The sequence below is a fragment of the Cyanobium sp. Alchichica 3B3-8F6 genome (assembly GCF_024346435.1).
In the GTDB taxonomy this organism is placed as follows: Bacteria; Cyanobacteriota; Cyanobacteriia; order PCC-6307; family Cyanobiaceae; genus Cyanobium_A.
On record NZ_JAGQCZ010000009.1, the window covers coordinates 1 to 20,756 of the forward strand.

The following is a 20,756-nucleotide window of genomic DNA, read 5'->3' on the forward strand; positions in this document are numbered from 1 at the left end:
TTAGTGCTGGCAATGGCTCGGACTGATGGGTAGCTCAGTTTTCGTGTCGCCTCCAGCGTCATCGCCCCCCGGTTGTCGCCGGCGACAACCGGGGGGCGATCAGTTCCCCTAACCGGCCAACTTGATTGACGCCAATCGGCCAAGGGGCTTGACGCGGGACAGCCCCGTCTGCACCATCACGTCGATCGGCTGCTGGGTGTTGCCGAACATGGCGATACTGGCGTCGCCGGCAAAGCTCTCAGCACCACGCTGGAATTGCCCCGACTCGCAGTAGGTCTTCATGGTGGTGATGACCTCCTTGGGCATCTTCTGGAGGTCGGCCACTTCGTCGAAGCCGACCACGTCCCAGATCGAGACCATCCCTTTGACCTTGCCGTTCATGTGGCCAAACAGTTTGGCCACCGTGGCGGGCCCAGTGAGCAGGGCCGCGTAGGGGGAGAGCTCCTGCACCGCAAAGCTCTTGCCGGTGCCGCGAGGACCGAGCTCCACCAGGTTGTAATTGCGCTCGCAGAGCGGGATCAGGCGCAGCAGGAAGAGGTATTTGAGCCGCTGGCTGAACTGAGACGGCTCGTAGCCCATCGAGCGGATCAGCAGATCAATCCACTCCTCGGTGCTGAATTGGGTGCGCAGCTTGCGGTATTCATCGAGGTTGAAGCTGGCCAGCTGAATCGGTGTGAGCTGGCTGATTGAGAAGGGTGCTCGGCTATCACTTTCATCCCACTCCACCTCCACCTGGGCCCACACCCCGCCGGTGAGCAGCCGCTCAAAGGCATGCACATCGTCATCGGAGATGCGCAGGCTGTTGCTGCCGAAGTTGACGCACTCGGCCACATAGGTATTGCCGATTGCCCCGCAGAAGCCAGCAGCGCGCAAGGGTCGCGCAGCGACTTGCGTTAGCCCTTGCGCGCTGCTGCTGCCGGGGCAGACCAAGGGGAGTGCTCGCCAGCCCCATGACCCACCACCTCTTTCAACTGCGCCAGCCGCGCTACTTGCCAGCAGCGAGCCCCTTGTAACGTCTCACCAAAGTGTTCCTGGCGATACAGATGGCGGCACCCTGCGCTGGCCATGGTGATTAGCCAAGCAGGAGAGATATGCAGGCATCTGGATCCACTGCTCGGCGCAGCACAGCAAGTCAGTCGCTTGAGCGCAGCTACCGCCTAATCGACGGCAGCTGCGAGCCGCACCTACAGCTCGACGGTCAGTACAGCTCCCTTGATGACGCCATCGCTGATGCCATCGAATGGATTGGTCTCTTTAGTGAGCCCGACCATCCCAGCAGCTGGATTGGGGTGGAGGTAAGCAGCACCAATGGCGACTGGCGCACCTGCCGCCTGCCGGGACCCTTGCTTTGTCCGCTGTGAGGTGATCGCCAGCAACAGGTCAGCTACCGAACTAGCTGGCTTCCTCCACCGCTGGAGCAGCACGAGCACTGGCAGCTGGAGGGCCGCCGCATGTTCTCCGCCGAGAGCATGGCGACCATCCCGGAGCTCGGCGACATCCCCATCCTGCAGACCCTCAGCGCCTGAAAGAGGCAGGACGCAGGCCCCAGGGGATCGAGGCTGCAGCGCCCCACAGGACGCAGCGGCCTTGATCGCCGCCCGGGGGCCGGGGCAACAACTTGTGGCTGGTGCCAGCTACTCCAGATTACAACACATCCGCGATCGGGCGAAAGACTTGACAAGTCAATCGCCCTGATTCAACGTGGAAGAGCGAGGTGCATCTGCGCCTCCGGAATGACAGCTCGTTATTCCACCCTGTTCACCCTCTGATCAGGGTATTCGGGCCTCGGGTTTTACACCACGCAAAAGGACGCGGCCTGAGTTCGATACGTGGATCACCCATCCAATGCGCCACATTGCTGCGTGACCCTGTCTGGAAGTTATCAACTCAGATCACGTTGTTATCCGGATCTGCCATTAACCGATCGATTAGGTGAGAGCCGATAAATCCGGCTCCACCAGTCACGAGGTGACGCATTGATTCAGTTTTGTGGTGCTCGGCAACCCTATGAAATTTCCCCGATATCTCTTCGTTTTCAACACGAATGCTGGATTATCGCTCCCACTTGCCTCAACTCGCTCCGGTGGGCTGCAAGCCTATGTTTGAGGATGCCGATCTTTTTTGTGCTGGTGGCGTGCAATGCCCATGAGAGCCTCAGGCCAGCACCGGCAGTTTTGCTGGTTCGGTTTGATGGAAGCGCAGCTTGTGGGCTTCCCCCTCGCCCGTGGGCTGTAGCTCCACATCCACCGCGATCGTGTGGCCTGCGGTGAACTGGCCTCCCAGGATCCCCTTGGCGATCGGGGTTTCCAGCTCGCGCTGGATGGCGCGCTTGAGCGGCCGGGCGCCATACACCGGGTCGTAACCCACGCCGGCGAGCCAGTCGAGGGCATCGGCGTTGAGCTGGAGCGCCAGTTTTTTGTCCTCCAGGCGCTGGGCTAGGCGCCGCACCTGCAGCTCCACGATCTCGCGTAGCTCCTCCTGTTTGAGGCTGTGGAAGATGATCGTTTCATCCAGCCGGTTCAGGAACTCAGGCCGGAAGTGGCCGCGTAGGGCCTCGTTGACCCGCGCTTCCATCTCACTGTGGCGTGCCGGATCACCGGCCAGATCAAGGATTGACGCGCTGCCGATGTTGCTGGTGAGGATCAGCACGGTATTGGTGAAGTCCACCGTGCGGCCCTGGCCATCGGTGACGCGTCCGTCATCGAGGATCTGCAGCATCACGTTGAACACATCGGGGTGGGCTTTCTCCACCTCGTCGAACAGGATCACCGCATAGGGCCGGCGCCGCACCGCTTCAGTGAGCTGGCCCCCCTCCTCGTAGCCCACGTAGCCCGGAGGCGCTCCGATCAGCCGGCTTACGGCGTGCTTCTCCATGTATTCGCTCATGTCGATGCGCACCATCGATTCTTCGGAATCGAACAGCTGCGCCGCCAGGGCTTTCGAGAGCTCGGTTTTGCCCACGCCGGTGGGGCCAAGGAAGAGGAAGCTGGCGATGGGCCGGTTCGGATCGCTGAGCCCGGCGCGGGAGCGCTGGATGGCATCGGCCACGGCCGTCACCGCCTGGGCCTGACCGATCACACGCGTGTGCAGCTCATCTTCAAGGTGGAGCAGTTTGTCCATCTCGCTCTGCACCAGCTTGGCCACCGGGATTCCGGTCCATTTGGCGATCACCTCGGCGATGTCGTCTTCGGTGACCTCCTCGCGCAGCAGGGTCTTGTCGCTACCGCTGGCGTTGAGCTCCTCTTCTTTGGCGGCGAGCTTCTTGTGCAACTCCGCCAGGGTGCCGTATTCCAGTTCGGCAGCCTTGTTGAGATCGTAGTTGCGCTTGGCCTGCTCCACCTGCAACTGCACCTGCTCGATCTCCTCCTTGATCGCGCCGAGTTCATCGATCGAGCCCTTCTCCTGCTGCCACTGGGCATTGAGGGCGCTCTGCTGTTCGCTCAGATCGGCCAGCTCCTTCTCGAGCCGCTCAAGCCGATCCTTGCTGGCCGCATCGGATTCACGCCCCAGCGACAGTTTTTCCATCTCCAGCTGCAGGATGCGGCGATCGAGCTCATCGATCTGCTCCGGCTTCGAGGTGATCCCCATCTTCAGCCGGGCTGCCGATTCATCCACCAGATCGATGGCCTTGTCGGGCAGAAAGCGATCGGCGATGTAGCGGCTGCTGAGCACCGCTGCCGCCACCAGGGCGTTGTCGGCGATGCGCACGCCGTGATGCACCTCGTAGCGCTCCTTTAAACCACGCAGGATCGAGATGGTGTCTTCCACTGTGGGCTGGTCCACGAACACCTGCTGGAATCGGCGCTCCAGGGCAGGATCCTTTTCGATGTGCTGGCGGTGCTCATCGAGGGTGGTGGCGCCGATGCAGCGCAGTTCTCCGCGGGCCAGCATCGGCTTGAGCAGGTTGCTGGCATCCATCGCCCCGCCGGTGGCGCCGGCCCCCACCACGGTGTGGATCTCGTCGATGAACAGCACAATCTGGCCTTCGGAGGCGGTCACCTCCTTGAGCACGGCCTTGAGCCGCTCCTCGAATTCACCGCGGTACTTGGCACCGGCGATCAGGGCACCCATGTCGAGCGACACGAGCTGTCGGTTCTGCAATGCCTGGGGCACATCGCCATTGACGATCCGCTGGGCCAGGCCCTCCACGATCGCCGTTTTGCCCACGCCGGGCTCGCCAATCAGCACCGGGTTGTTTTTGGTGCGGCGGCTGAGGATCTGGATCGTGCGGCGGATCTCCTCATCGCGGCCGATTACCGGATCGAGCTTGCCCTCGCGGGCGGCCTTGGTGAGGTCGCGGCCGTACTTCTCCAGGGATTCGTAGGTGCCTTCGGGGTTCTGATCGGTCACGCTTTGGGATCCGCGGATGGACTGCACCGCCTCTTTGAGTTTGTCGGCGCTCGTGCCGGCCTGCGACAGCAGTTGCTTGCCGCAACGGTTGTCGATCGCCAGGGCCAGCAGCAGGTGCTCAATGGCGATGTAGCTGTCGCCGTAGGTCTCCTTGAGGCTGCCTGCCTGATCGAGCACGGTGTTGAGACCCTTGCCCAGGTAGACGTTGTCGGGGGGGGCGCTCAGGCTGGGTTGACCGGCGATCCAGGCGTCCACCTTCTGGCTGAGGCTGCCCACATCCACGCCGGCCTTCTCCAGGATGCGGCCGGCCAGGCCTTGCTGGGCCAGCAGTGCCGCCAGCAGATGTTCGCTTTCCATCTGTTGCTGGCGCTTTTGTTGGGCCAGCTGTTGGGCAGCCACCACGGAGGCCCAGGCTTTTTCGGTGAAGAGTTCGGCGGTGGGATGCATTTGGAACCTCAGTGATGGAGCCGTTGGATCAACGCTATGAGCAGCTTCCGCAGCTGGCATCCCAGGAGGCCGAAGCAGCCTGTGGTGAGAACCGGCCATGGCCGTGCAGCCACTTCTATGGGGCCATCCGAACCCCCACTCTGTGACGGAATTTTGTGCTTAGGGTTTGCTGTGCAGCACGTTTGCTACCAGTAAGGGGCCTTCAAAGGGGACATTGAGTTGATTGCCACCTGCCCAGCTCTTGACCCCTTGTTTGTATTGCCAAGACTGTTCAACGCACTGTGACCGCGGCCCTCAGTGCCGCCATCCTGCTCAGCTCTGCCGTGAGTCCGATTGCTGCTGAGGCCCGCGGTGGCGGGGGTGGTTTTCGTGGCAGTGGCGGGTTTGGCGACGGCGGCTATCACTGGTCGGGTGGCGGTGATCGCAACGTCAACGTCGACCGGAACGTCGATCGCAATGTGTCCGGTGGCGGCGACTGGCGCTCTGGCTACCAGGGCTACCACCCGATGTATGGGGCCGGAAGCCGTACCTCGATCGGCAACAACGACTTCAACCGGAATCTCACCGTCAACAACAATTTCTACAACCGCGATTACAACGGTTGGAATGACGGGTGGCGCAATGGTGGCTACTGGGGCAGTCGCCCCTGGAACACCGGCTGGTATGGCGGCTGGGGAGGCTGGGGTTGGTGGGGCGCCAATGCTGCTGCCTGGGGCGTGGCAAGCCTGGCAACAGGCGCGGTGATTGGTGGGCTTGTTAATGCGGCTTCGGCGCAGCAGTCACCGGTGTTTCTGGTGCCCAACACCAGCTACCAGCTCAACTACGGCTCGGTGGAAGCCGTGGGTAGCTCCGGAGTGAGTTTCTTTTACGGGGTTAACGGCACCCAATTGCTAGGAGCCGCCAATTGTCAGCAGGGTCTGCTGAACGACCAGATTCCAGCTGACGCCGACCAGGCCCAGCTGCTCAATGCCGTGTGCCAGGTGGCTTACGGCTCCGGCAGCTGAATCACGCCGGCATCGGGGCCGCACAGCCGGAGCGGACAGCCGTCCGCTCCGTACACCGCATCCGCGGGCGAGAGGCAGCCCATCGCGTTCTTGGCCTTCACCTGATCGGGCTGGATGCGCCGGGGCTGAAGCAACGTCTGGCTTGCCTGCACCACCAGTGGACAGGAGGGCTTTGGCAAGGCCTGGGCTTGCGCCGAGCCCTGGGAGGCCCCCAGCAGCCCAGTTCCGGCGAGGGCGACAACGAGCAGCAGGACGGGATCCAACCCAAGCATTAGCTGGGTTGTGGGCGAGGGGCGACGGGCAGCCATGCCGATCCACTGGTTCAGACTGAGCCCACTCTGGACTCCCAATGGGGGCTCCCACGCTGCCGTTGTCTGCCGTCATGGATGAGCCCGGATCCGATCCTGTGTTGAACGAGCCGTTGAACAGCCCTTCGCACGACGCGTTCAACGACGCATTGATTGCGCGCCTTGCTGCTCAATCGCGGGAGTTTGATGCCACGGGCCGGGATCCGGAGCGCAACTGCTGGCTGGCGGTGCATCGGCACGTGCACGGCGTGCTCCCTAGTGAGTACGACATCCGCGAGGTGCCCGAGGAGCTCTACCTGGCCGTGCTGGCTGCCCGTCGAGAGCAGGGCTGATGAGGCCCAACAAAAAACCCCGGCCGAAGCCGGGGTTTGCTGAAACGGTTTGACCTGGGCATCCAAGCGTGAGCTCAGCTGTGATCAGGCCCAGCCTTTGGAGGACATGTCCTCGACGTAGGCGGCGACATCAGCGATGTCGCCGTCGCTCAGCTTGCCGCCGAAGGCGGGCATGGCGTTTTTGCCGTTGGTCACCTGGTAGGCGATGGCAGCTTCATGGCCGCTGCTGTAGTTGGCCAGATAGGCCTCAAGGGCATCCTGCTTGAGGGTGCGCTCGGCATTCACCACGTTGCCGCCACCCATGTGGCAGGCCGCGCAGTTGGCGGAGAAGATTTGACCACCGTGGGCCACATCGGCGGCGAAGCTCGGAGCAGCGCCCAGCACGAGCGCCAGGCAGAGAGCGATCAGGGAGAAGAGACGGCGCATGGAAGGCGCTTTGAAAGCACGGGCTACCCGCCAAAATTAAACTGGGAGCGGCGCTGCTGTGACCCTTGCCAGCCAGGTTCGCAACATTTGCCACACACTCTCGGGGTCATTCGGTTGCGTTTTCAGCGGCCACCACGTTGATTTCGCCGGTCATGCCCGCAGCCCGGTGCGGCTCGCACCAGATGGCGTAGCGGCCCGGGGTGTCGAATTGCTGGTCCCAGCCTTCGCCAACAACAAAGCTCAGCGGCTCATGGCTCCATTCGGGGTGGCTGTCCACAATCAGGTTGTGGGGGCCAAGCCCGCCAACTTCAAACCGCACCCGCTCACCCGCTGCAATCGTCAGGCGCTCGGGTTGGAACACCAGAAATCCCTCCTCGCTGCCCAGCCGCATCACGGCCGTGGCTGCCTGGTCTATGATCGCTTGGTCTGTGGTCGCCTGAGCCTGCTGGCCTGACCACAGCAGCACGAGCCCCAACACCACGAGCCCAAGCAGCAGGGCGGCGAGCAGCCGGCGCAGGCCGGACGGGTTCATGGCTTGGGCAGGCCGCGGTGGGGCAGGCCCGATACGTCGAAGACGGCCTGCAGGGTGGGGGCATGGCTCACTAGGCCAAACCGCTCCGGCGGGCTCACCGGTTCGTGCACGAAGTGACGCTGGCGGATCGAAAAGCGATCCCAGGCGTTCACCTCGATGCGCAGCAGCTTGATCAGGGCCTCGATCAGCCAGCCCTGCAGGTCGAGGCCCAGCGGTGGCCGCCAGCTGCGGCGCCAGCGGCACAGCTGGGCCACGGTGTCGTTGACCGTGATCGCGGCCTGCCCCAGCACCAAGCGGCGCACGGCCCCCTGGCCCGGCTCCGGGTTGCTCTGGTGAGGCTGGGTGGCCAGGTGGACGCACACCTGGGCGATGTCAGCGGCGTGGATGAAGTGGAAGCTGGCATCGGCCCGCAGCCACTTCGCCAGCCAAAGCCAGCGGCAGGCTTCGCTGAGCCCGGCCGTGAGGTAGCTGGTGGGGAAGGGGCCCTGCCCATCCACACGGCCGCCGAACACCAGGGTGGGGAAGACGGCCACCACCTTGGCGGCCAGCGGGTGGACCTCCAATTGCTGGAGGCAAAGGGCTTTGGTCTGGATGTATTCGGTGCCGTAGGCCTCGGCCTCGGGCAGCAGTTGCAGCTGGCGATCGAGGATCGAGGCCGTGGAGAAATAGATCACCTGCTCCAGCCATTCGGGGCTGGTGAAGGACAGCAGTTGCTTGACCGCCTCCACGTTGACCTGCTGGGCCCGCACGGGATCGCCCCAGGCGGTCGCGGTGTGAATCACCCGGGTGGCCGTCGCAATGGCGCCGGCATGGGGGGTGAGCTCCCGCAGGTCGCCCACCAGCAGGGTGATGCGGGGATCGTGCGCCGGCACCGCCGTGAGCTTGGCGGGATCTCGAAGCAGCAGCAGCAGGTCGGCGTCGCTCTCGCGGTAAAGCTGGGCTGCGATGTGCTGACCCACGCAGCCCGAGGCACCGGTGATCAGGATCCGCTGGGGCCTGCGACAGGGTTGGGAGGGCGCCGCCGACGGGTCGCTCAAGTCAGCGCTCCCCGCTGCTCGCCGAGGCGATCCATCACGCTCTTGCCGGCCTCAAAGAAGAACTGGCCGTTCTCCTCCGGGGTGCCGGGCAGGATCCCGTGTCCCAGGTTGAGGATGTGCTTGCGGCCGCGGGCCTTGCGCACGGTGTCGTCGATGCGGGCCTGGATGGCCTCGGGGGTGCCGAACAGCAGGCCGGGGTCCACGTTGCCTTGCACGCCCACGTGCTCAGGCAGGCGGGCTAGGCCCTCGGCCATGTCCACGGTCCAGTCGAGAGACACGATGTCCACACCCGTGCGGGCCATCCGCTCAATCACGCCGGCACTGCCGGAGATGTAGAGGATGAAGGGGGTGTCGGGGTGGGTCTGCTTGACCAGATCCACCACCTTCTTCTGGTAGGGCGCGGCGAAGGTGTCGTAGTCCATGGGGCTGAGCTGGCCGGCCCAGGAATCGAACATCTGCACCACCTGGGCGCCGGAGTCGATCTGGTAGCGCAGATAGGCCGCAATCGATTCAGCGAAGTGGTTGAGCAGCTTGTGCAGCAGGGCCGGCTCCTGGAAGGCCATGGCCTTGATCACCGCGTAGTTCTTGGAGCTCTTGCCCTCCACCACGTAGGCGGCCAGGGTCCAGGGAGCACCAACAAACCCGAGCACGGCGGCCTCATTTCCCACCGACTGGCGCAGGCGGGTGAGCACCTCGCCCACAAATGGCATGCTCTCGCCCGGCTGCAGGGGGCGAAGCGCTTCGACCTGGGCCATGGTGCGGATCGGGTCCTGAATCAGGGGACCTTTGCTCTCCAAGATGTCGAAGTCGATCCCCATGCCCGGCAGGGGCGTGAGGATGTCAGAGAACAGAATCACCCCATCGGGCTTGAACGCCTCGAAGGGCTGCATCGAGATCTCGTAGGAGAGATCGGGGTTCTCCGAGCGCTCCCGGAAGCCGGGATGGCGGTCGCGCAGGTCGCGGTACACCTTCATGTAACGGCCTGCCTGGCGCATCATCCACACCGGCGGCCGCTCCACCTGCTCACCTCGGGCGGCGCGCAGCAGCAGGGGGGCGGTTTCGGTCATGGGTGCAAGCAAGGCGAAGCGAGAACCTACCCGAGCAGGGCCCCGGTTTCGGCGGCTTCGTCACAGGTGTCCTCAACCCGTTCCTGGCTGCGCTTTTCGTCACGGCGGAGCACCAGCACCGACAGGGGCGGCAGGCAGAGATCGAGCGATTGCTCGTAGCCGTGGATGCCCCACTCGTCGGTGAACTTGCCGCCCAGATTGCCCAGGTTGCTGCCGCCATAACGCTCGGCATCGGTGTTGAACGCCTCCTCGTAGAAGCCCTCCAGCGGCACCCCCACCCGGTAATGGGAATGGCTCTGGGGGGTGAAGTTGGCCACCACCACGACCCAGCGGCCGGTGGCGCTTTCGCGGCGCATAAAACTGATGATCGAGTGCCGGTTGTCGTTGCAATCGATCCACTGGAATCCAAACTCGCTGAAGTCATCGCCCCAGAGTGCACGTTCTGATTTGTAGAAAACGTTGAGGTCGTCGACGAGGCGCTGCAGGCCCTGGTGGGCATCGTGTTGCAGCAGGTCCCACTGCAGATCACCCCACACGTTCCATTCGGCCCGTTGGCCGAACTCCATCCCCATGAAGATCGTCTTCTTGCCGGGGTGAGTCCACATGTAAGCCAGCAGGGCACGCACGTTGGCGAACTTCTGCCAGTCATCACCAGGCATTTTGTGCAGCAGGTTGCTCTTGCCATGCACCACCTCATCGTGGCTGAGGGCGAGCATGAAGTTCTCGGTGAAGGCGTACCAGATCGAGAACGTCACATTGTTCTGGTGGTACTGGCGGAACCAGGGATCCAGCTCGAAGTAATCGAGCATGTCGTGCATCCAGCCCATGTTCCACTTGAGGTTGAACCCGAGGCCGCCGATGTTGGTGGGCTGGGTGACCATCGGCCAGGTGGTGGATTCCTCGGCGATCGAGAGGGCTCCTGGGAAGTGCTCGAACAGCACGTGGTTGGCCTGCTGCAGAAACTGCACCGCCTCGGTGTTCTCGCGGCCGCCGTGTTCGTTGGGCAGCCATTCGCCGTCGGGACGGAGGTAGTCGCGGTAGAGCATCGAGGCCACCGCATCAACGCGGATGCCATCGATGTGGAATTCCTCAAACCAGTAAACAAGGTTCGCCACCAGGAAGTTGCGAACTTCGTTGCGGCTGTAGTTGAAGATCAGCGTGCCCCATTCCTTGTGCTCGCCGATGCGGGGATCGGCGTGCTCATAGAGGTGGGCGCCATCGAAGAAGGCCAGGCCGTGGGCATCTTTCGGGAAGTGGCCCGGCACCCAGTCGAGGATCACGCCGAGGCCCTCGGCATGGCAGCGGTCCACGAAGGTGCGGAACTCATCCGGGGTGCCGAAACGGCTGGTGGGGGCGTACCAGCCCGTCACCTGGTAGCCCCAGGAGCCATCGAAGGGATGCTCCGAAATGGGCATCAGTTCGATGTGGGTGAAGCCGCGGGCCTTCACATAGGGGATCACCCGATCGGCCAGCTCCGGGTAAGTGAGCAGGCGAGCGCCGGGCTTGAGGTCCGCGGCGGGCACGGGTGCGCGCGGAGTGCCGTCGGCTTCGATGTAGGGCGCATCAGCGGCGGCATGCATCCAGCTGCCGAGGTGCATCTCGTACACCGACACCGGTTGATCCAGGGGGTTGCGGCTGTCCCGCTCCGCCATCCAGGCGCTGTCGCTCCACTGGTGACCTGAGGGGGCTTCGATGATCGAGCCGTTGTTGGGCCGCACTTCGTGGCGGAAGCCGTAGGGATCGGCCTTCTGGTAGCAATGGCCGTTCTGGGCCCGCACTTCGTATTTGTAGAGCTCGCCGGGATGGAGCCCTGGGATGAACAACTCCCAGGAGCCCCCAACCCGCGCCTGCATCGGGTGATGGCGGCCATCCCAGCTGTTGAAATTCCCCAGTACCGCAACGCTGCGGGCATTGGGTGCCCACAGGCAGAACTGCACGCCGCTGACGCCGTTGTGCTCGGTGAGATGGGCGCCCATCCGGCGCCAGATGTGGTGGTGGTTGCCCTCGGCAAACAGCAGCCGATCGAGCTCGCCCATCCATTCATGGCGGAACGACCAGGGGTCGTGCTGCACGTGCTCGATGCCACCGCGCAACACCCGCAGCTGATAGCCCGTGCCGGGATCGCGTTCGAGTTGGGCCTCGAAGATCCAGGGATGGTTGGGGCTGGCCATCGCCAGGGTCTGGCCGTCGAGCAGCAATTCGACCCTCTCGCCCTCGGGCATCCAGACTCGAGCCACCCAGGAGCCACCTTCCAGGGGCTGGGGCCCAAGCACGGCGAATGGATGGTCGTGGCTGCATTCCGCCAGCCTCTGGGCGTCCTGCACCATCCAATCGAGGCTGAGCAAGGACATGAACCATCAATGAGCGAGCCAGGAGCTTAGGAGGCTTTGCCCTCAGCGCACCGGCTGGGGGCCAATTGGCTCACTCGGAAAATCGATGCCGGTGATTTCGTTGCTGGCGTTGAGGATCACGTAGAGGGAGTCGCTGAGCCGATTGAACTCGGTGTTCACCAGCACGAGACGCTCGTCACCGGTGCCCTCGGCCACCACGGTTTTGCGGATGCGCACCAATGAACCGGTTTGCCGCTGAAGCTGTTGCCAGCGCATTTGAAGACGGTCGGCTCCGATTTCCCTCTGTAACGACAGGCTCAGGAAGCTGCGCGCGGAGATGAAATGTCCGTTGCTGAGGGCGGTCACAAACTTGCGTGCAACCAGGCTGGGGGCCTCGTCGCTGAGGTCGAGGTGATAGCCGCTGAGCTTGCCCTCGCCATTGAGCACGATGAACAGGTCTTGCTGACCGCGGCTGGTGGTGAGACTCGCTTCCACCGTGGTGTCTCGCAGGCCCCCCTGCACGCTCAACAGGGTCCAATTCAGCAGTCTCGGTTGGGTGCGCATGGTGCTGGCCACCATGGCCGGGCTACTGACGGCCTTCAGTTCGTCGGAAAACTGGCTGTAGCGCAGGTTGGCATCGCGGCTCTTCACCGCCTTCAGGATCCGATTGGCAGCGGCCCGTGCCTGTTCCACGCTCAGGGCAGGACTGATCTCGGCCCCTTCCTGGGCCTGCGCCAGGGCCGATGGGCCCCATGCCCAGGGGCCAGTGCCCAAGCCGAGGCTGAGGCCAGTGGCCAGGGCGAGCAAGGGGAGGCGCAGGGGGCGCAACAGCATCAGATGGACTGACTAATTCGGCTCAGTTTGCCCCAACTTTTCCCCTGAGGAGAGGCAGTATCTGCAATTGCGATTCGGCTAGATCCAGATCAAGGCTGATCACCCGATGCTGGGGACCAGCTGGTCCGTTGGGGAGGCTGCCATCCCCGGGGTTCACGGCGATCTGCGGCCAGGCCGATCCCGCCAGCGCCAGCCTCACTCGGTCACCTATCTCGAGGCTGGCAAGGAGGGGCTGGAATTCAAGCTCCAGCAGCATGGCCTGGCCTGGTGAGCCCTGGATCCGAGCCACACCAGTAGCGAACTGGTCTACCTCCGTGCCTTCCCGGTTCACCCGGGAAAGGCAGGCACAGAGGTCGAAGCTGGGCTGGTCGGCAATCACACGGATCCTCAACAGGGGGCGTCCTTCCAAGCTGAGGCCGCGGCCTAGGGGCGGGGAGGTGAAACAGGCCACATCACTGCGGCGATCGAGGTCGCGGCGTTTACAGGGTCCGGGGTCGAGCCCTAGGTGACCTCCCCGACCAGGAACGGGCCGCCAGGGATCGTGCACCAGGGTCACGCTGCCGCCGCCAGCCTGCTCTGCAAGGAGTTCACCCTCGTCTGCATCGATTGCCGCCAACCCACCGCTCACCAGCCCCCAGCTCAGGGGCACAGGGGCTTCTGTTGGGGCCTGCCAGAGGTGGGTGGTGGCATCTTCCAGCAACACCGGTTGGTGGAGTTCGACCGGGGCGCTGCGCTGCTGCAGATGCTGTTGGAAAAAGGCCAGTTGCAGCCGATCGAGCCCCCCCTGCCAATCCAAGTGTGTCCAGGCGCCGATCCGTAGCAGAGGTGCTCCGCCGGCGGCTTTGGCCCGATCCCAGAGATCCAGGATGCCGCGGAGGTGGGGGTCGTACCAGCCGCCGATCAGCAGCATCGGGCGCCGCAGCAAAACTGGGGACGGTTGGTGGCGCACCCAGGCCGCTGCGGGCTCTGTGGAGCGTTGCAGCCAGCCAAGGGCCATTCCCTGGGGGTCGTGCCGCTCCAGCAGGGTCAGGCCTTCGTGGAGAAATTGACCCGTCTCCAGGCTGCGGCGGATTGCCTGCCAGCCGTGGTCGTCTCCGAGCCGCTGACAGCTCTGGGCCGCCAGTTGCAGGCCCCAGGCCAGACCCAGGCCCCACCAGTGGGCCCCGCCCTCGCTGGCCCAGTCTGATTTCTCATCGAGGCCAGCCATGGCTGGGGCCAGGCAGTCGGGCAGGGCGTCCTCGTCGTCGCTGAGCAGTTGGGTAAGGCCCTGGTAGGAGAAGCCGTAGCAGCCCAGTTGCCCATTACTGCCCTCGAGCCCGCGGGCCCAGCGAAAGCTGTCGGCGCCGTCGGCGGCCTCCTGCCTAAACCCCTGAAACTCCCCCTCTGAGGCGCCGCGCCCGCGCACGTCCTGCACCACCACCTGAAAGCCGTGGCGGGCATACCAGCTGGGGTGGGCGTAGGTGACGGTGGAGGCGATAGCCCTGCCGTAGGGCTGGCGCATCAGCAGCACAGGCCAGGGGCCTAGTCCTTCTGGCCGCCAGATCCGACAAGCGAGGCGGATGCCATCGCGGCAGCGCATCTCGGTATCCCAGCAACGCACCCCATTCGGGCCAGCGGGGTGGGAGGTCACTCAGCGCACATCAGGACAGTGGAGGCCGATCACATAGGTGGTGAGCACCTCGGCATCCATGGGGCTGAGGTTTTCCTGGCGGGCAATCTGAGCTACGGCCTGCTTTGAGGTGGCCGATAGGCCTTGGGCGTTAAAGCCACGCATCTGGTCGCAGAGCGCCTTGGCCCGGGCAGGGTTCTGTTTGACAGATTCCAGCAACTGGGACTGGGCCAGGGCTGGCGTGGAAAGGGCGCCCAGGCCAGCCCATAGGCCAGAGGCCAACAGCAGGGCGATCATGACTTGGGGTGTCGAGCGAAGGGTCACCATGGGTATACCCCGATTACAACTATTCCAGTCACCTGACGTAGCTTTGGCGTCGCTACTGGATCAGTTTGTAGGCCGGCGTTGCGCCCGCAGGATCCAGCTCCGCAAGGTGGTGAGGTCGAGCATTGGTGCCGCCATGCCGGTGAGGCTGCGTTGCAGCCGGCCCATCTGAACCAGCAGTTGGTGGGGATCAGCTGCCGCCAGTCCCGCTCGGCTGGCAATCCCGGCGTAGAGGAGCAAAGCTGCTTCTGCTGGTTCAAGGCCCACCTCCACGACAAGCCGGGCCTGACCCCTGAGCTTGATCAGCCGGGCTTCACTGGCGCCGCCAGCGCGGCCAAGCCGTCGCAGCTCCCCGTCGGCAACGGCGGCAAGGGCTTGCCAATTTTTGATGCCAGCTTGCTCGAGCTGGCGTTGCTCCCTCTGAAAGTGGATCGGCAGCTGCCACATGGTCAGGGTTGGAGTTGCACCACGCCGCTGGTCAGGTTGCGAGTTGCCTCCGCCAGCACCACCGGTTTGCTGAGGCCTGGGCCTAGGTTTTCGACCCGGCGCAGGCGCACATGCACCAGGCCATCGGCGCTGCTGCGCCCGCTGCCCCGAAGGTTTTCGGCCACCTCTAGAACCGTTGGGCCGGCGGCACCGGGCGGCAGCTCTACAGGTGCGGCCGCTACGACCAAATCACTGCCGTTGTCGTACACGACTGGCACGCTGACGGCTCCCTCCAGCCGCACCCTGGGCGCGTAGCTCACGGCGAAGGTGATGCAGGAGACGGCCAGCAAGGCGGTGAAGCTCGTCACGCCCACCAGGCGGAAGCGGATTCCCCAGCGGCGTAGGTAGCCGACCACGGTGGTGATGGCCAGTGCTCCGCTGGCGGCCCCCAGCCATTGGCCCGCTGTCAGCAGAATCGGATCAGCGGCCATAGGGGCTAAGTCGTCTCGACAAGGCCTTTATATTGCGCCCGACGCAGGCGGTGGCATCCCACGGGAATGGCGGTGTTCCCAGAGCAGCAACCAGGCCTTCCCCCTTCGCCTCCTCCCCCTGCCCCCGTTCTGCTCAGGCTGGGAGGTGGCCTTGCCATCGCTACCGGTGGCTTGCTGTTGTTGATCTGGGCGGGCGACCAGGCCCTGCGCCGCGCCTACGGGCACTGGAAACCCCAGCTGGAGCAACCCCTCGGGCAGCTTTTGGGTCATCCTGTCGAGCTGGGTTCCTATCAGGGCCTCGGCTGGGGTGGTTTGCAGCTGGGTCCTAGTCGTATTGGGCCCGGTCGGGTCGGCCCGGGACCAGGCGACGGATCCAGCGTTTTGATCCGGTCTGTGGCGGTGAGCTTCGATCCCCTCGCCAGCCTGCGGCAGAGACTGCCCGTGCTGCACGTGAGCTTGGCGGGGGTGCGGGTCGCTCTGCGCCCTAACTCCGAGGGTCAGTACTGGGTGCTGGGACGCCCGCCAGCTGTCACCAGTCAGCCCCGGCTGGATCTGCGGTTGCGCCTGGCCGATCCGGCGCTGGTGACCCTGGCGCCTTCGGGCCAGACCTTCCGAATATCCGCTCGCCTCGGCCTGCTTACCCATCGCAGCCAGCTCCAGTTGGATGGGCGTCTCCGCCCCCGCCAAGGGGGTGGGGTGCTGGCGGTGCAGCTAGGTGGCAACTGGGCGAAGCAACAGTGGGAAGGGCGCCTGCGCAGCGAGGCCTTCCCACTGCTGCCGTTGCAGCGGCTTTTGGCCCTACCGGGACAGCTCGCCGGCCGCGCCGATGGCACGGTTCGGTTGGCATGGACCAACAGCAGGCCCTCTTGCCAGGGGAGTCTTCAAGTGCGCCAGCTCAGCTGGCGCCCAGGCAAGCCCCCTGCCCGGTTGGAGCTCCCCTTTGCTGACTTGAGTTGTCGGGACCAGACCCTGGAGCTGGCCACCACCGGTTGGAGCTGGAAGCAGCCTGGGACCCGGGGCCTGCAGGGCACGGTTCAATTGCTGGGCCTCTGGGAGCGCCAACAGCTGCAGTTGAAGCGGCTCAATCTGGGCCTCGGTGCCTCCTGGCTACGGGTTCGGGGCCTGCTGGGCCAGCGGCTCGACCTTGCCGGTGATTGGCGCCTACGGCCCAGGGACCTCCCCCTCCAGCCCGGCAGCCCGCCCTGGCTGCTGGACCAGGCGGTGACGGGCAGCCTCGAGGTCCGTGGCCCCTGGATGCTGCCCAACCTGCAGGCCCGCTTCGGTCAATCCACCAATCCCCTGCTGGGCCGCTGGGATGCGCGTCTGATCTGGCGTGACCAGCAATTGGAGCTCGACTATTTACGTAGTCCCCACCTCAGTGCCCGTGGGGTGCTTCCCCTGGCCGTGCGAGTCGGCCAGGGCCTGGTTCCGGGGCCACTGGATCTCCGTCTCGAGCTCGATCGTTATCCCCTTTCGCGGCTTGATCTGTTGGTCGGGGCCCCGCTGCAGGGGGTGCTGCAGGCCTCCGGCCGAGTGCGGGGTCCGCTGTCGGCCCTTACCCCCGATCTCGACCTCCGCATCGACCAACCCGGGGCCGGGCCGATCAGTTTGCGGGAAAGCTGGCAGGGCCAGTGGTTTGGTGATTCCGCAGGTGGTGGGCGCCTGCGGATGGAGGCCCTGGCACCGGCTCCGGTGGGGCTGTTGGAGGCCCGCTTCGATCCCAGCTGGGTGCCTGATCAAGTGCGCCTAGAGCGCGACTCCGGTGCTCTGGCCTTGACCGGTCGGCCCCGGGGCTATCGCTGGCAGGCGACCCGGCTCCCCCTTGATGGCTTGCAATTGGCCCTTGGCCCGCAGGCGCGCCGCCAACCGCTGCAGGGTCGACTCAGTGGCCAGGGGCTGCTCGAGCTCCAACCGTTGGCCTTCAGCGGCACGGCCGAGTTGGATCGTCCGGTGTTCCTCGGCATCTGGGGCCAGTCGGCCCAGGCCGATTTTCGCTATGCCGATCGCCGCTACCAGGCCAAGGGCAGCCTGTCCCCCTTGGGGGGCGGTGCCCTGGCAGTCGATTGGAGTGGTGTGTGGAACGGGGCTTTCCGCTCGCGCCTTGAGGCCCGTCAGCTGCCGGTGCGGTTTCTGCAGCAACTGATGGGTGCCTGGCCCCAGTGGCGCGGCGCGGCAGAACCGATCGTGGGGCGGGCCAGCGACATCGGTACGTTGCTGATCGACACCTTTGGCGGCAGTGTTCAGGACCAGCTGATGGCCCTGGACGCGGCCCGGGCCCGGTTGCTGGCAGACCGGACTGAGCAGACCAGCCGCCTATCGCTGCGCGAGCGCCTGGCGCAGCTCGGTGGCAGCGTTAATGCCGACCTTCGCCTGGCGGGCCCCACCCTGCTGCAGGCCAATGCCGACCTGGAGGCCCGGGCCCAGCTCTGGTTGCCGGAGCAGGATCAGGACAGGGCCCTCACCCAGGTGCCGGTGCTGTTGCGCTTCCAGGGGCCCCTGCGCAACGGCTCTGGCGACTTCAACCTGGCCGACCTGCCCCTGGAGCTACTGGCGCTGTTGACCCCCGTGCCAGCTGGACTGCGGGGCACGTTGTCGGCGCGTGGGCGCTACCGCCTCGGGGCTGGCGAGCCGGAACTCACCCTCAACCTCGCCTTGAATGAAGCCAAGTTGCAGCAGACCTCCCTGGCCCTCGAGCGGGGACTGATCCAGTTACAGGGCGGAAATCTCCTGCTCGACCTCTCCTTGCGGGCCGACGGTGCCTCCAGCAGTGTCGATCTGGCGGGGGTCGTGCCGCTGGACTCCCAGCAGGAGGGGCTGGAGCTGCGCCTGGCCAGCCGGGACGATGGTCTGCGCTTCCTTAGCAACCTGGCCCAACCAGCCCTGGAGTGGAACAAGGGCAGCGGCGACCTGCAGCTCCTGGTGCGCGGCAGCATCGCCAATCCGATCGCCAACGGCTTTTTGCGTTTCCGTGGTGGCGAGCTGGAGTTCATTGGCCAGCGGGTGCGCGATGTCGAAGCGACCGTGCTGTTCGACTTTGAACAGCTGTTGCTCCAGGAGTTCAACGCCAAGGTGGGCGAGAAGGGATCTGTTACGGGGAAGGGATCTCTCGGCCTGCTGCAGCCCGCCCGCAGCGCCGATGGCCAGGTCGCCCAACTGGCGGTGGAGATCAAGGCGGTGCCCTTTGCCTTGCCCCGAATCAAGGCCGTCGCCGATGGTCAGCTGCTCATCGGGGGCAGTATTCCCGCCCTCAATATCGGCGGTGCCTTGGCCATAGCCAGGGGCACGGTGAATGTCCAACCGGGTCGCTTGGCCAGCGAGGAAGGGCCGGTGGTGACCGCGGCCACACCGTCGGAAATGCTGGATGCTCGCTGGGATTATCAGCAATCCCTCGTGTTGCTCGGTCCGGAGGTGGAGAGCAACGCCAGTGAGGCGCTGCGGGCCGCCGTGCCCAATATCCGGGCCGTGGGCTTCGACGATCTGCGTCTCAGCCTGGGCCCCGATCTCAACTTGGGGGTCCCCAACCTCGCCAGCTTCGGCACCAGTGGCCTGTTGAGGCTCAACGGACGCCTCGATCCGAGCCTGCAGCTCCAGGGGGTGGTGCGGCTCTTGCGGGGTCGCCTCAACCTATTCACAACCACCTTCAGCCTCGATTCCGATTCCCCCAACGTGGCGGTGTTCACGCCGTCGATGGGCCTCATCCCATACCTCGACATCTCCCTGCGCACGCGGGTGTCCGACAGCCTGCCGATCACCAGCGGGCTGGGCCCGGCTGGCAGCCAGTCGCCCCAGGATCTTCAGGCTTCCGGTGCCACCAATTCCCTCGACCAGCTCAACCTGGTGCGGGTCTTCCTCAGTGTGAGCGGTCCGGCGGATCGCCTCGCCGATGATCTGGTGCTGCGCAGTTCGCCGCCCCTTTCTCAAGACCGGTTGCTGGCCCTGATCGGTGGCAACACCTTGGCCGGACTGGCTGGTGCTGGCGGTGCCAGCGTTTTGGCTACGGCCCTGGGCCAGACCCTGCTCTCGCCCCTGCTCGGCACCCTCAGTGATGCCTTTGGTCAAAGGCTCAGTTTTGCCCTCTATCCCACCTATGTGAATCAGGTGGTGAACAGCTCCACCGAGCTCCGCTCAGGCCGGGTTCCCCCCCAGCTGGTGCTTGGGGCTGAGATCGGCCTTGACATCTCGGAACGCTTCAATGCTTCTGTGCTGGCCGCCCCCAACCGCTCCGATGTGCCCCCCCAGCTGAACCTCAATCTCAAGGCCTCCGAGTTGCTCAACCTGCAGGGTTCGATTGACGCCCAGGGTGCCTGGCAGACCCAGTTGCAGGTGTTCTTCCGCTTCTGATGAACCAGCTGATCGGCGTGGATCTCGGCGGCAGCGCCATCAAGCTCGGCCGCTTCAGCGAAGCCGGGGCGTTGCTGGCCGAGTTGCCGGTGCCGACCCCCCAGCCGGCCATGCCCGGGGCCGTGACCACGGCGATTGTGGAAGCGGTGCAGCAGCTGGACCCCGAGCGTCTGGCCGACCGGGTGGGCGTGGGCCATCCCGGACCTAGTGATGCGGACGGCCGGGTGGCGCGCATCGCCATCAACCTGCCGGGCTGGCGGGATGTGCCCTTGGCCGATTGGCTCGAACCCCTGCTCGAGCGCCGCGTCACCCTGGCCAACGACGCCAACTGTGCCCTGATCGGTGAACACTGGCTGGGGGCGGCTCGCGAGGCGCGCGATGTGCTGTTGCTCACCTTGGGCACCGGGGTTGGCGGCGCGGTGCTGCTGGATGGCCAACTGTTCACCGGCCATCGGGGAGCGGCGGCGGAGCCCGGTCTGATCGGCATCGATCCCGACGGCCCCGCCTGCAACAGCGGCAACCGCGGCTCCCTGGAAGCCTTCTGCAGCCGTCGTGGCTTCGATCGACTCTCCAGCGTGGATCCAGCCGAGCTCTGTCGCCGGGCCGATGCCGGCGATGCCGATGCGCTTGCTGTGTGGCAGTCCTATGGCCGCCTGTTGGGCATCGGCGTGAGCTCTCTGCTGTATGTGTTCACGCCGGAGCTGGTGCTGATTGGTGGCGGCCTGAGTGGCGCCAGTGCCCACGTTTTGCCCGCGGTGTGGAGCGAGGTGGAGCAGCGGGTCCAGGCGGTGAGCCGGGAGGGGCTGACGATTCGGCGTTGCAGCCTGGGCAATGGCGCTGGCCGGCTCGGTGCCGCACGGCTGGCCCTCGAGCGCTTGGGGCCTGGCTTGGGATGATG

General features: G+C 65.1%; 18 protein-coding genes and 1 pseudogene. 5 read left to right on the forward strand and 14 right to left on the reverse strand.

What is annotated here, in order from left to right:
* Window positions 1–108: 108 nt before the first annotated feature.
* The gene (locus tag KBY65_RS08640; protein WP_233128449.1) at window positions 109–873 is read right to left on the reverse strand and encodes a BREX system Lon protease-like protein BrxL; all 765 of its coding nucleotides are present in this window, start codon (window positions 871–873) and stop codon (window positions 109–111) included.
* A 218-nt stretch (window positions 874–1,091) separates the two neighbouring features.
* On the opposite strand from KBY65_RS08640, the gene KBY65_RS08645 reads away from it, so the two are divergent.
* Window positions 1,092–1,361 (forward strand): hypothetical protein, encoded by a 270-nt coding sequence (locus KBY65_RS08645; protein ID WP_094559486.1) that lies wholly within the window; start codon window positions 1,092–1,094, stop codon window positions 1,359–1,361.
* 457 nt (window positions 1,362–1,818) lie between these two features.
* Here the strand turns inward: KBY65_RS08645 and KBY65_RS14070 are convergent.
* Window positions 1,819–1,977, reverse strand: a pseudogene (locus KBY65_RS14070) (NAD-dependent epimerase/dehydratase family protein); the annotation flags it as partial.
* Window positions 1,978–2,154: 177 nt separating this feature from the next.
* Complete coding sequence (clpB, locus tag KBY65_RS08655; protein ID WP_094559487.1) at window positions 2,155–4,797, reverse strand: ATP-dependent chaperone ClpB; 2,643 nt, start codon at window positions 4,795–4,797, stop codon at window positions 2,155–2,157.
* Between the two features lie 281 nt (window positions 4,798–5,078).
* On the opposite strand from clpB, the gene KBY65_RS08660 reads away from it, so the two are divergent.
* Window positions 5,079–5,801, forward strand: coding sequence for a hypothetical protein (locus KBY65_RS08660; protein WP_255001321.1), 723 nt, complete (start codon window positions 5,079–5,081; stop codon window positions 5,799–5,801).
* Here KBY65_RS08660 and KBY65_RS08665 read toward each other — a convergent pair.
* Window positions 5,783–6,109 carry a hypothetical protein gene (locus KBY65_RS08665; RefSeq protein ID WP_255001322.1) on the reverse strand — a complete coding sequence of 109 codons (327 nt, stop codon included), beginning with the start codon at window positions 6,107–6,109 and terminating at the stop codon, window positions 5,783–5,785. The two genes, KBY65_RS08660 and KBY65_RS08665, sit on opposite strands and share 19 nt — an antisense overlap.
* Window positions 6,110–6,222: 113 nt before the next feature.
* Between KBY65_RS08665 and KBY65_RS08670 the strand changes: the two genes are divergently transcribed.
* A complete protein-coding gene (locus KBY65_RS08670; protein WP_094559630.1) occupies window positions 6,223–6,441 on the forward strand; it encodes a hypothetical protein in 219 nt (72 codons plus the stop codon).
* An 84-nt stretch (window positions 6,442–6,525) separates the two neighbouring features.
* Here KBY65_RS08670 and KBY65_RS08675 read toward each other — a convergent pair whose 3' ends face one another.
* The 10 genes from KBY65_RS08675 to KBY65_RS08720 all read right to left on the reverse strand — a co-directional run bounded on the left by KBY65_RS08675 (window position 6,526) and on the right by KBY65_RS08720 (window position 15,517).
* Window positions 6,526–6,867, reverse strand: coding sequence for a c-type cytochrome (locus KBY65_RS08675; protein ID WP_094559490.1), 342 nt, complete (start codon window positions 6,865–6,867; stop codon window positions 6,526–6,528).
* Between the two features lie 106 nt (window positions 6,868–6,973).
* Entirely contained in the window at window positions 6,974–7,399 is a 426-nt protein-coding gene (locus tag KBY65_RS08680; RefSeq protein WP_255001324.1) for a plastocyanin/azurin family copper-binding protein, read from the reverse strand.
* The gene (locus KBY65_RS08685) at window positions 7,396–8,436 is read right to left on the reverse strand and encodes an NAD-dependent epimerase/dehydratase family protein (protein WP_254987241.1); all 1,041 of its coding nucleotides are present in this window, start codon (window positions 8,434–8,436) and stop codon (window positions 7,396–7,398) included. The genes KBY65_RS08680 and KBY65_RS08685 overlap by 4 nt, the downstream gene beginning before the upstream one ends.
* Entirely contained in the window at window positions 8,433–9,503 is a 1,071-nt protein-coding gene (hemE, locus tag KBY65_RS08690; RefSeq protein ID WP_255001326.1) for a uroporphyrinogen decarboxylase, read from the reverse strand. The genes KBY65_RS08685 and hemE overlap by 4 nt, the downstream gene beginning before the upstream one ends.
* Window positions 9,504–9,529: 26 nt before the next feature.
* Entirely contained in the window at window positions 9,530–11,854 is a 2,325-nt protein-coding gene (glgB, locus tag KBY65_RS08695) for a 1,4-alpha-glucan branching protein GlgB (RefSeq protein WP_255001328.1), read from the reverse strand.
* Between the two features lie 42 nt (window positions 11,855–11,896).
* On the reverse strand, window positions 11,897–12,667 hold the full coding sequence (locus KBY65_RS08700) for a DUF3887 domain-containing protein (protein ID WP_255001330.1): 771 nt from the start codon (window positions 12,665–12,667) through the stop codon (window positions 11,897–11,899).
* A gap of 22 nt (window positions 12,668–12,689) precedes the next feature.
* On the reverse strand, window positions 12,690–14,297 hold the full coding sequence (locus KBY65_RS08705) for a CocE/NonD family hydrolase (protein ID WP_315860065.1): 1,608 nt from the start codon (window positions 14,295–14,297) through the stop codon (window positions 12,690–12,692).
* Window positions 14,298–14,573, reverse strand: coding sequence for a hypothetical protein (locus tag KBY65_RS08710; RefSeq protein ID WP_255001331.1), 276 nt, complete (start codon window positions 14,571–14,573; stop codon window positions 14,298–14,300).
* 90 nt (window positions 14,574–14,663) lie between these two features.
* Window positions 14,664–15,047, reverse strand: a complete 384-nt coding sequence (locus KBY65_RS08715; RefSeq protein ID WP_255001332.1) for a DUF4332 domain-containing protein — start codon at window positions 15,045–15,047, stop codon at window positions 14,664–14,666.
* A 2-nt stretch (window positions 15,048–15,049) separates the two neighbouring features.
* A complete protein-coding gene (locus KBY65_RS08720; protein ID WP_255001334.1) occupies window positions 15,050–15,517 on the reverse strand; it encodes a Ycf51 family protein in 468 nt (155 codons plus the stop codon).
* 381 nt (window positions 15,518–15,898) lie between these two features.
* On the opposite strand from KBY65_RS08720, the gene KBY65_RS08725 reads away from it, so the two are divergent.
* Both KBY65_RS08725 and KBY65_RS08730 read left to right on the forward strand, forming a co-directional pair.
* Window positions 15,899–19,858, forward strand: a complete 3,960-nt coding sequence (locus KBY65_RS08725) for a translocation/assembly module TamB domain-containing protein (protein WP_255001335.1) — start codon at window positions 15,899–15,901, stop codon at window positions 19,856–19,858.
* A complete protein-coding gene (locus tag KBY65_RS08730; protein ID WP_255001336.1) occupies window positions 19,858–20,754 on the forward strand; it encodes an ROK family protein in 897 nt (298 codons plus the stop codon). The genes KBY65_RS08725 and KBY65_RS08730 overlap by 1 nt, the downstream gene beginning before the upstream one ends.
* Window positions 20,755–20,756: the final 2 nt, after the last annotated feature.

Excerpts from the sequence above, each read along its gene's own strand:
- glgB (WP_255001328.1), bottom strand. The coding sequence starts at position 11,854 with ATGTCCTTGCTCAGCCTCGATTGGATGGTGCAGGACGCCCAGAGGCTG.
- KBY65_RS08715 (WP_255001332.1), bottom strand. The coding sequence starts at position 15,047 with ATGTGGCAGCTGCCGATCCACTTTCAGAGGGAGCAACGCCAGCTCGAG.
- hemE (WP_255001326.1), bottom strand. The coding sequence starts at position 9,503 with ATGACCGAAACCGCCCCCCTGCTGCTGCGCGCCGCCCGAGGTGAGCAG.
- KBY65_RS08730 (WP_255001336.1), top strand. The coding sequence starts at position 19,858 with ATGAACCAGCTGATCGGCGTGGATCTCGGCGGCAGCGCCATCAAGCTC.
- KBY65_RS08720 (WP_255001334.1), bottom strand. The coding sequence starts at position 15,517 with ATGGCCGCTGATCCGATTCTGCTGACAGCGGGCCAATGGCTGGGGGCC.
- KBY65_RS08710 (WP_255001331.1), bottom strand. The coding sequence starts at position 14,573 with ATGATCGCCCTGCTGTTGGCCTCTGGCCTATGGGCTGGCCTGGGCGCC.
- KBY65_RS08700 (WP_255001330.1), bottom strand. The coding sequence starts at position 12,667 with ATGCTGTTGCGCCCCCTGCGCCTCCCCTTGCTCGCCCTGGCCACTGGC.
- clpB (WP_094559487.1), bottom strand. The coding sequence starts at position 4,797 with ATGCATCCCACCGCCGAACTCTTCACCGAAAAAGCCTGGGCCTCCGTG.
- KBY65_RS08675 (WP_094559490.1), bottom strand. The coding sequence starts at position 6,867 with ATGCGCCGTCTCTTCTCCCTGATCGCTCTCTGCCTGGCGCTCGTGCTG.
- KBY65_RS08665 (WP_255001322.1), bottom strand. The coding sequence starts at position 6,109 with ATGGCTGCCCGTCGCCCCTCGCCCACAACCCAGCTAATGCTTGGGTTG.
- KBY65_RS08645 (WP_094559486.1), top strand. The coding sequence starts at position 1,092 with ATGCAGGCATCTGGATCCACTGCTCGGCGCAGCACAGCAAGTCAGTCG.
- KBY65_RS08680 (WP_255001324.1), bottom strand. The coding sequence starts at position 7,399 with ATGAACCCGTCCGGCCTGCGCCGGCTGCTCGCCGCCCTGCTGCTTGGG.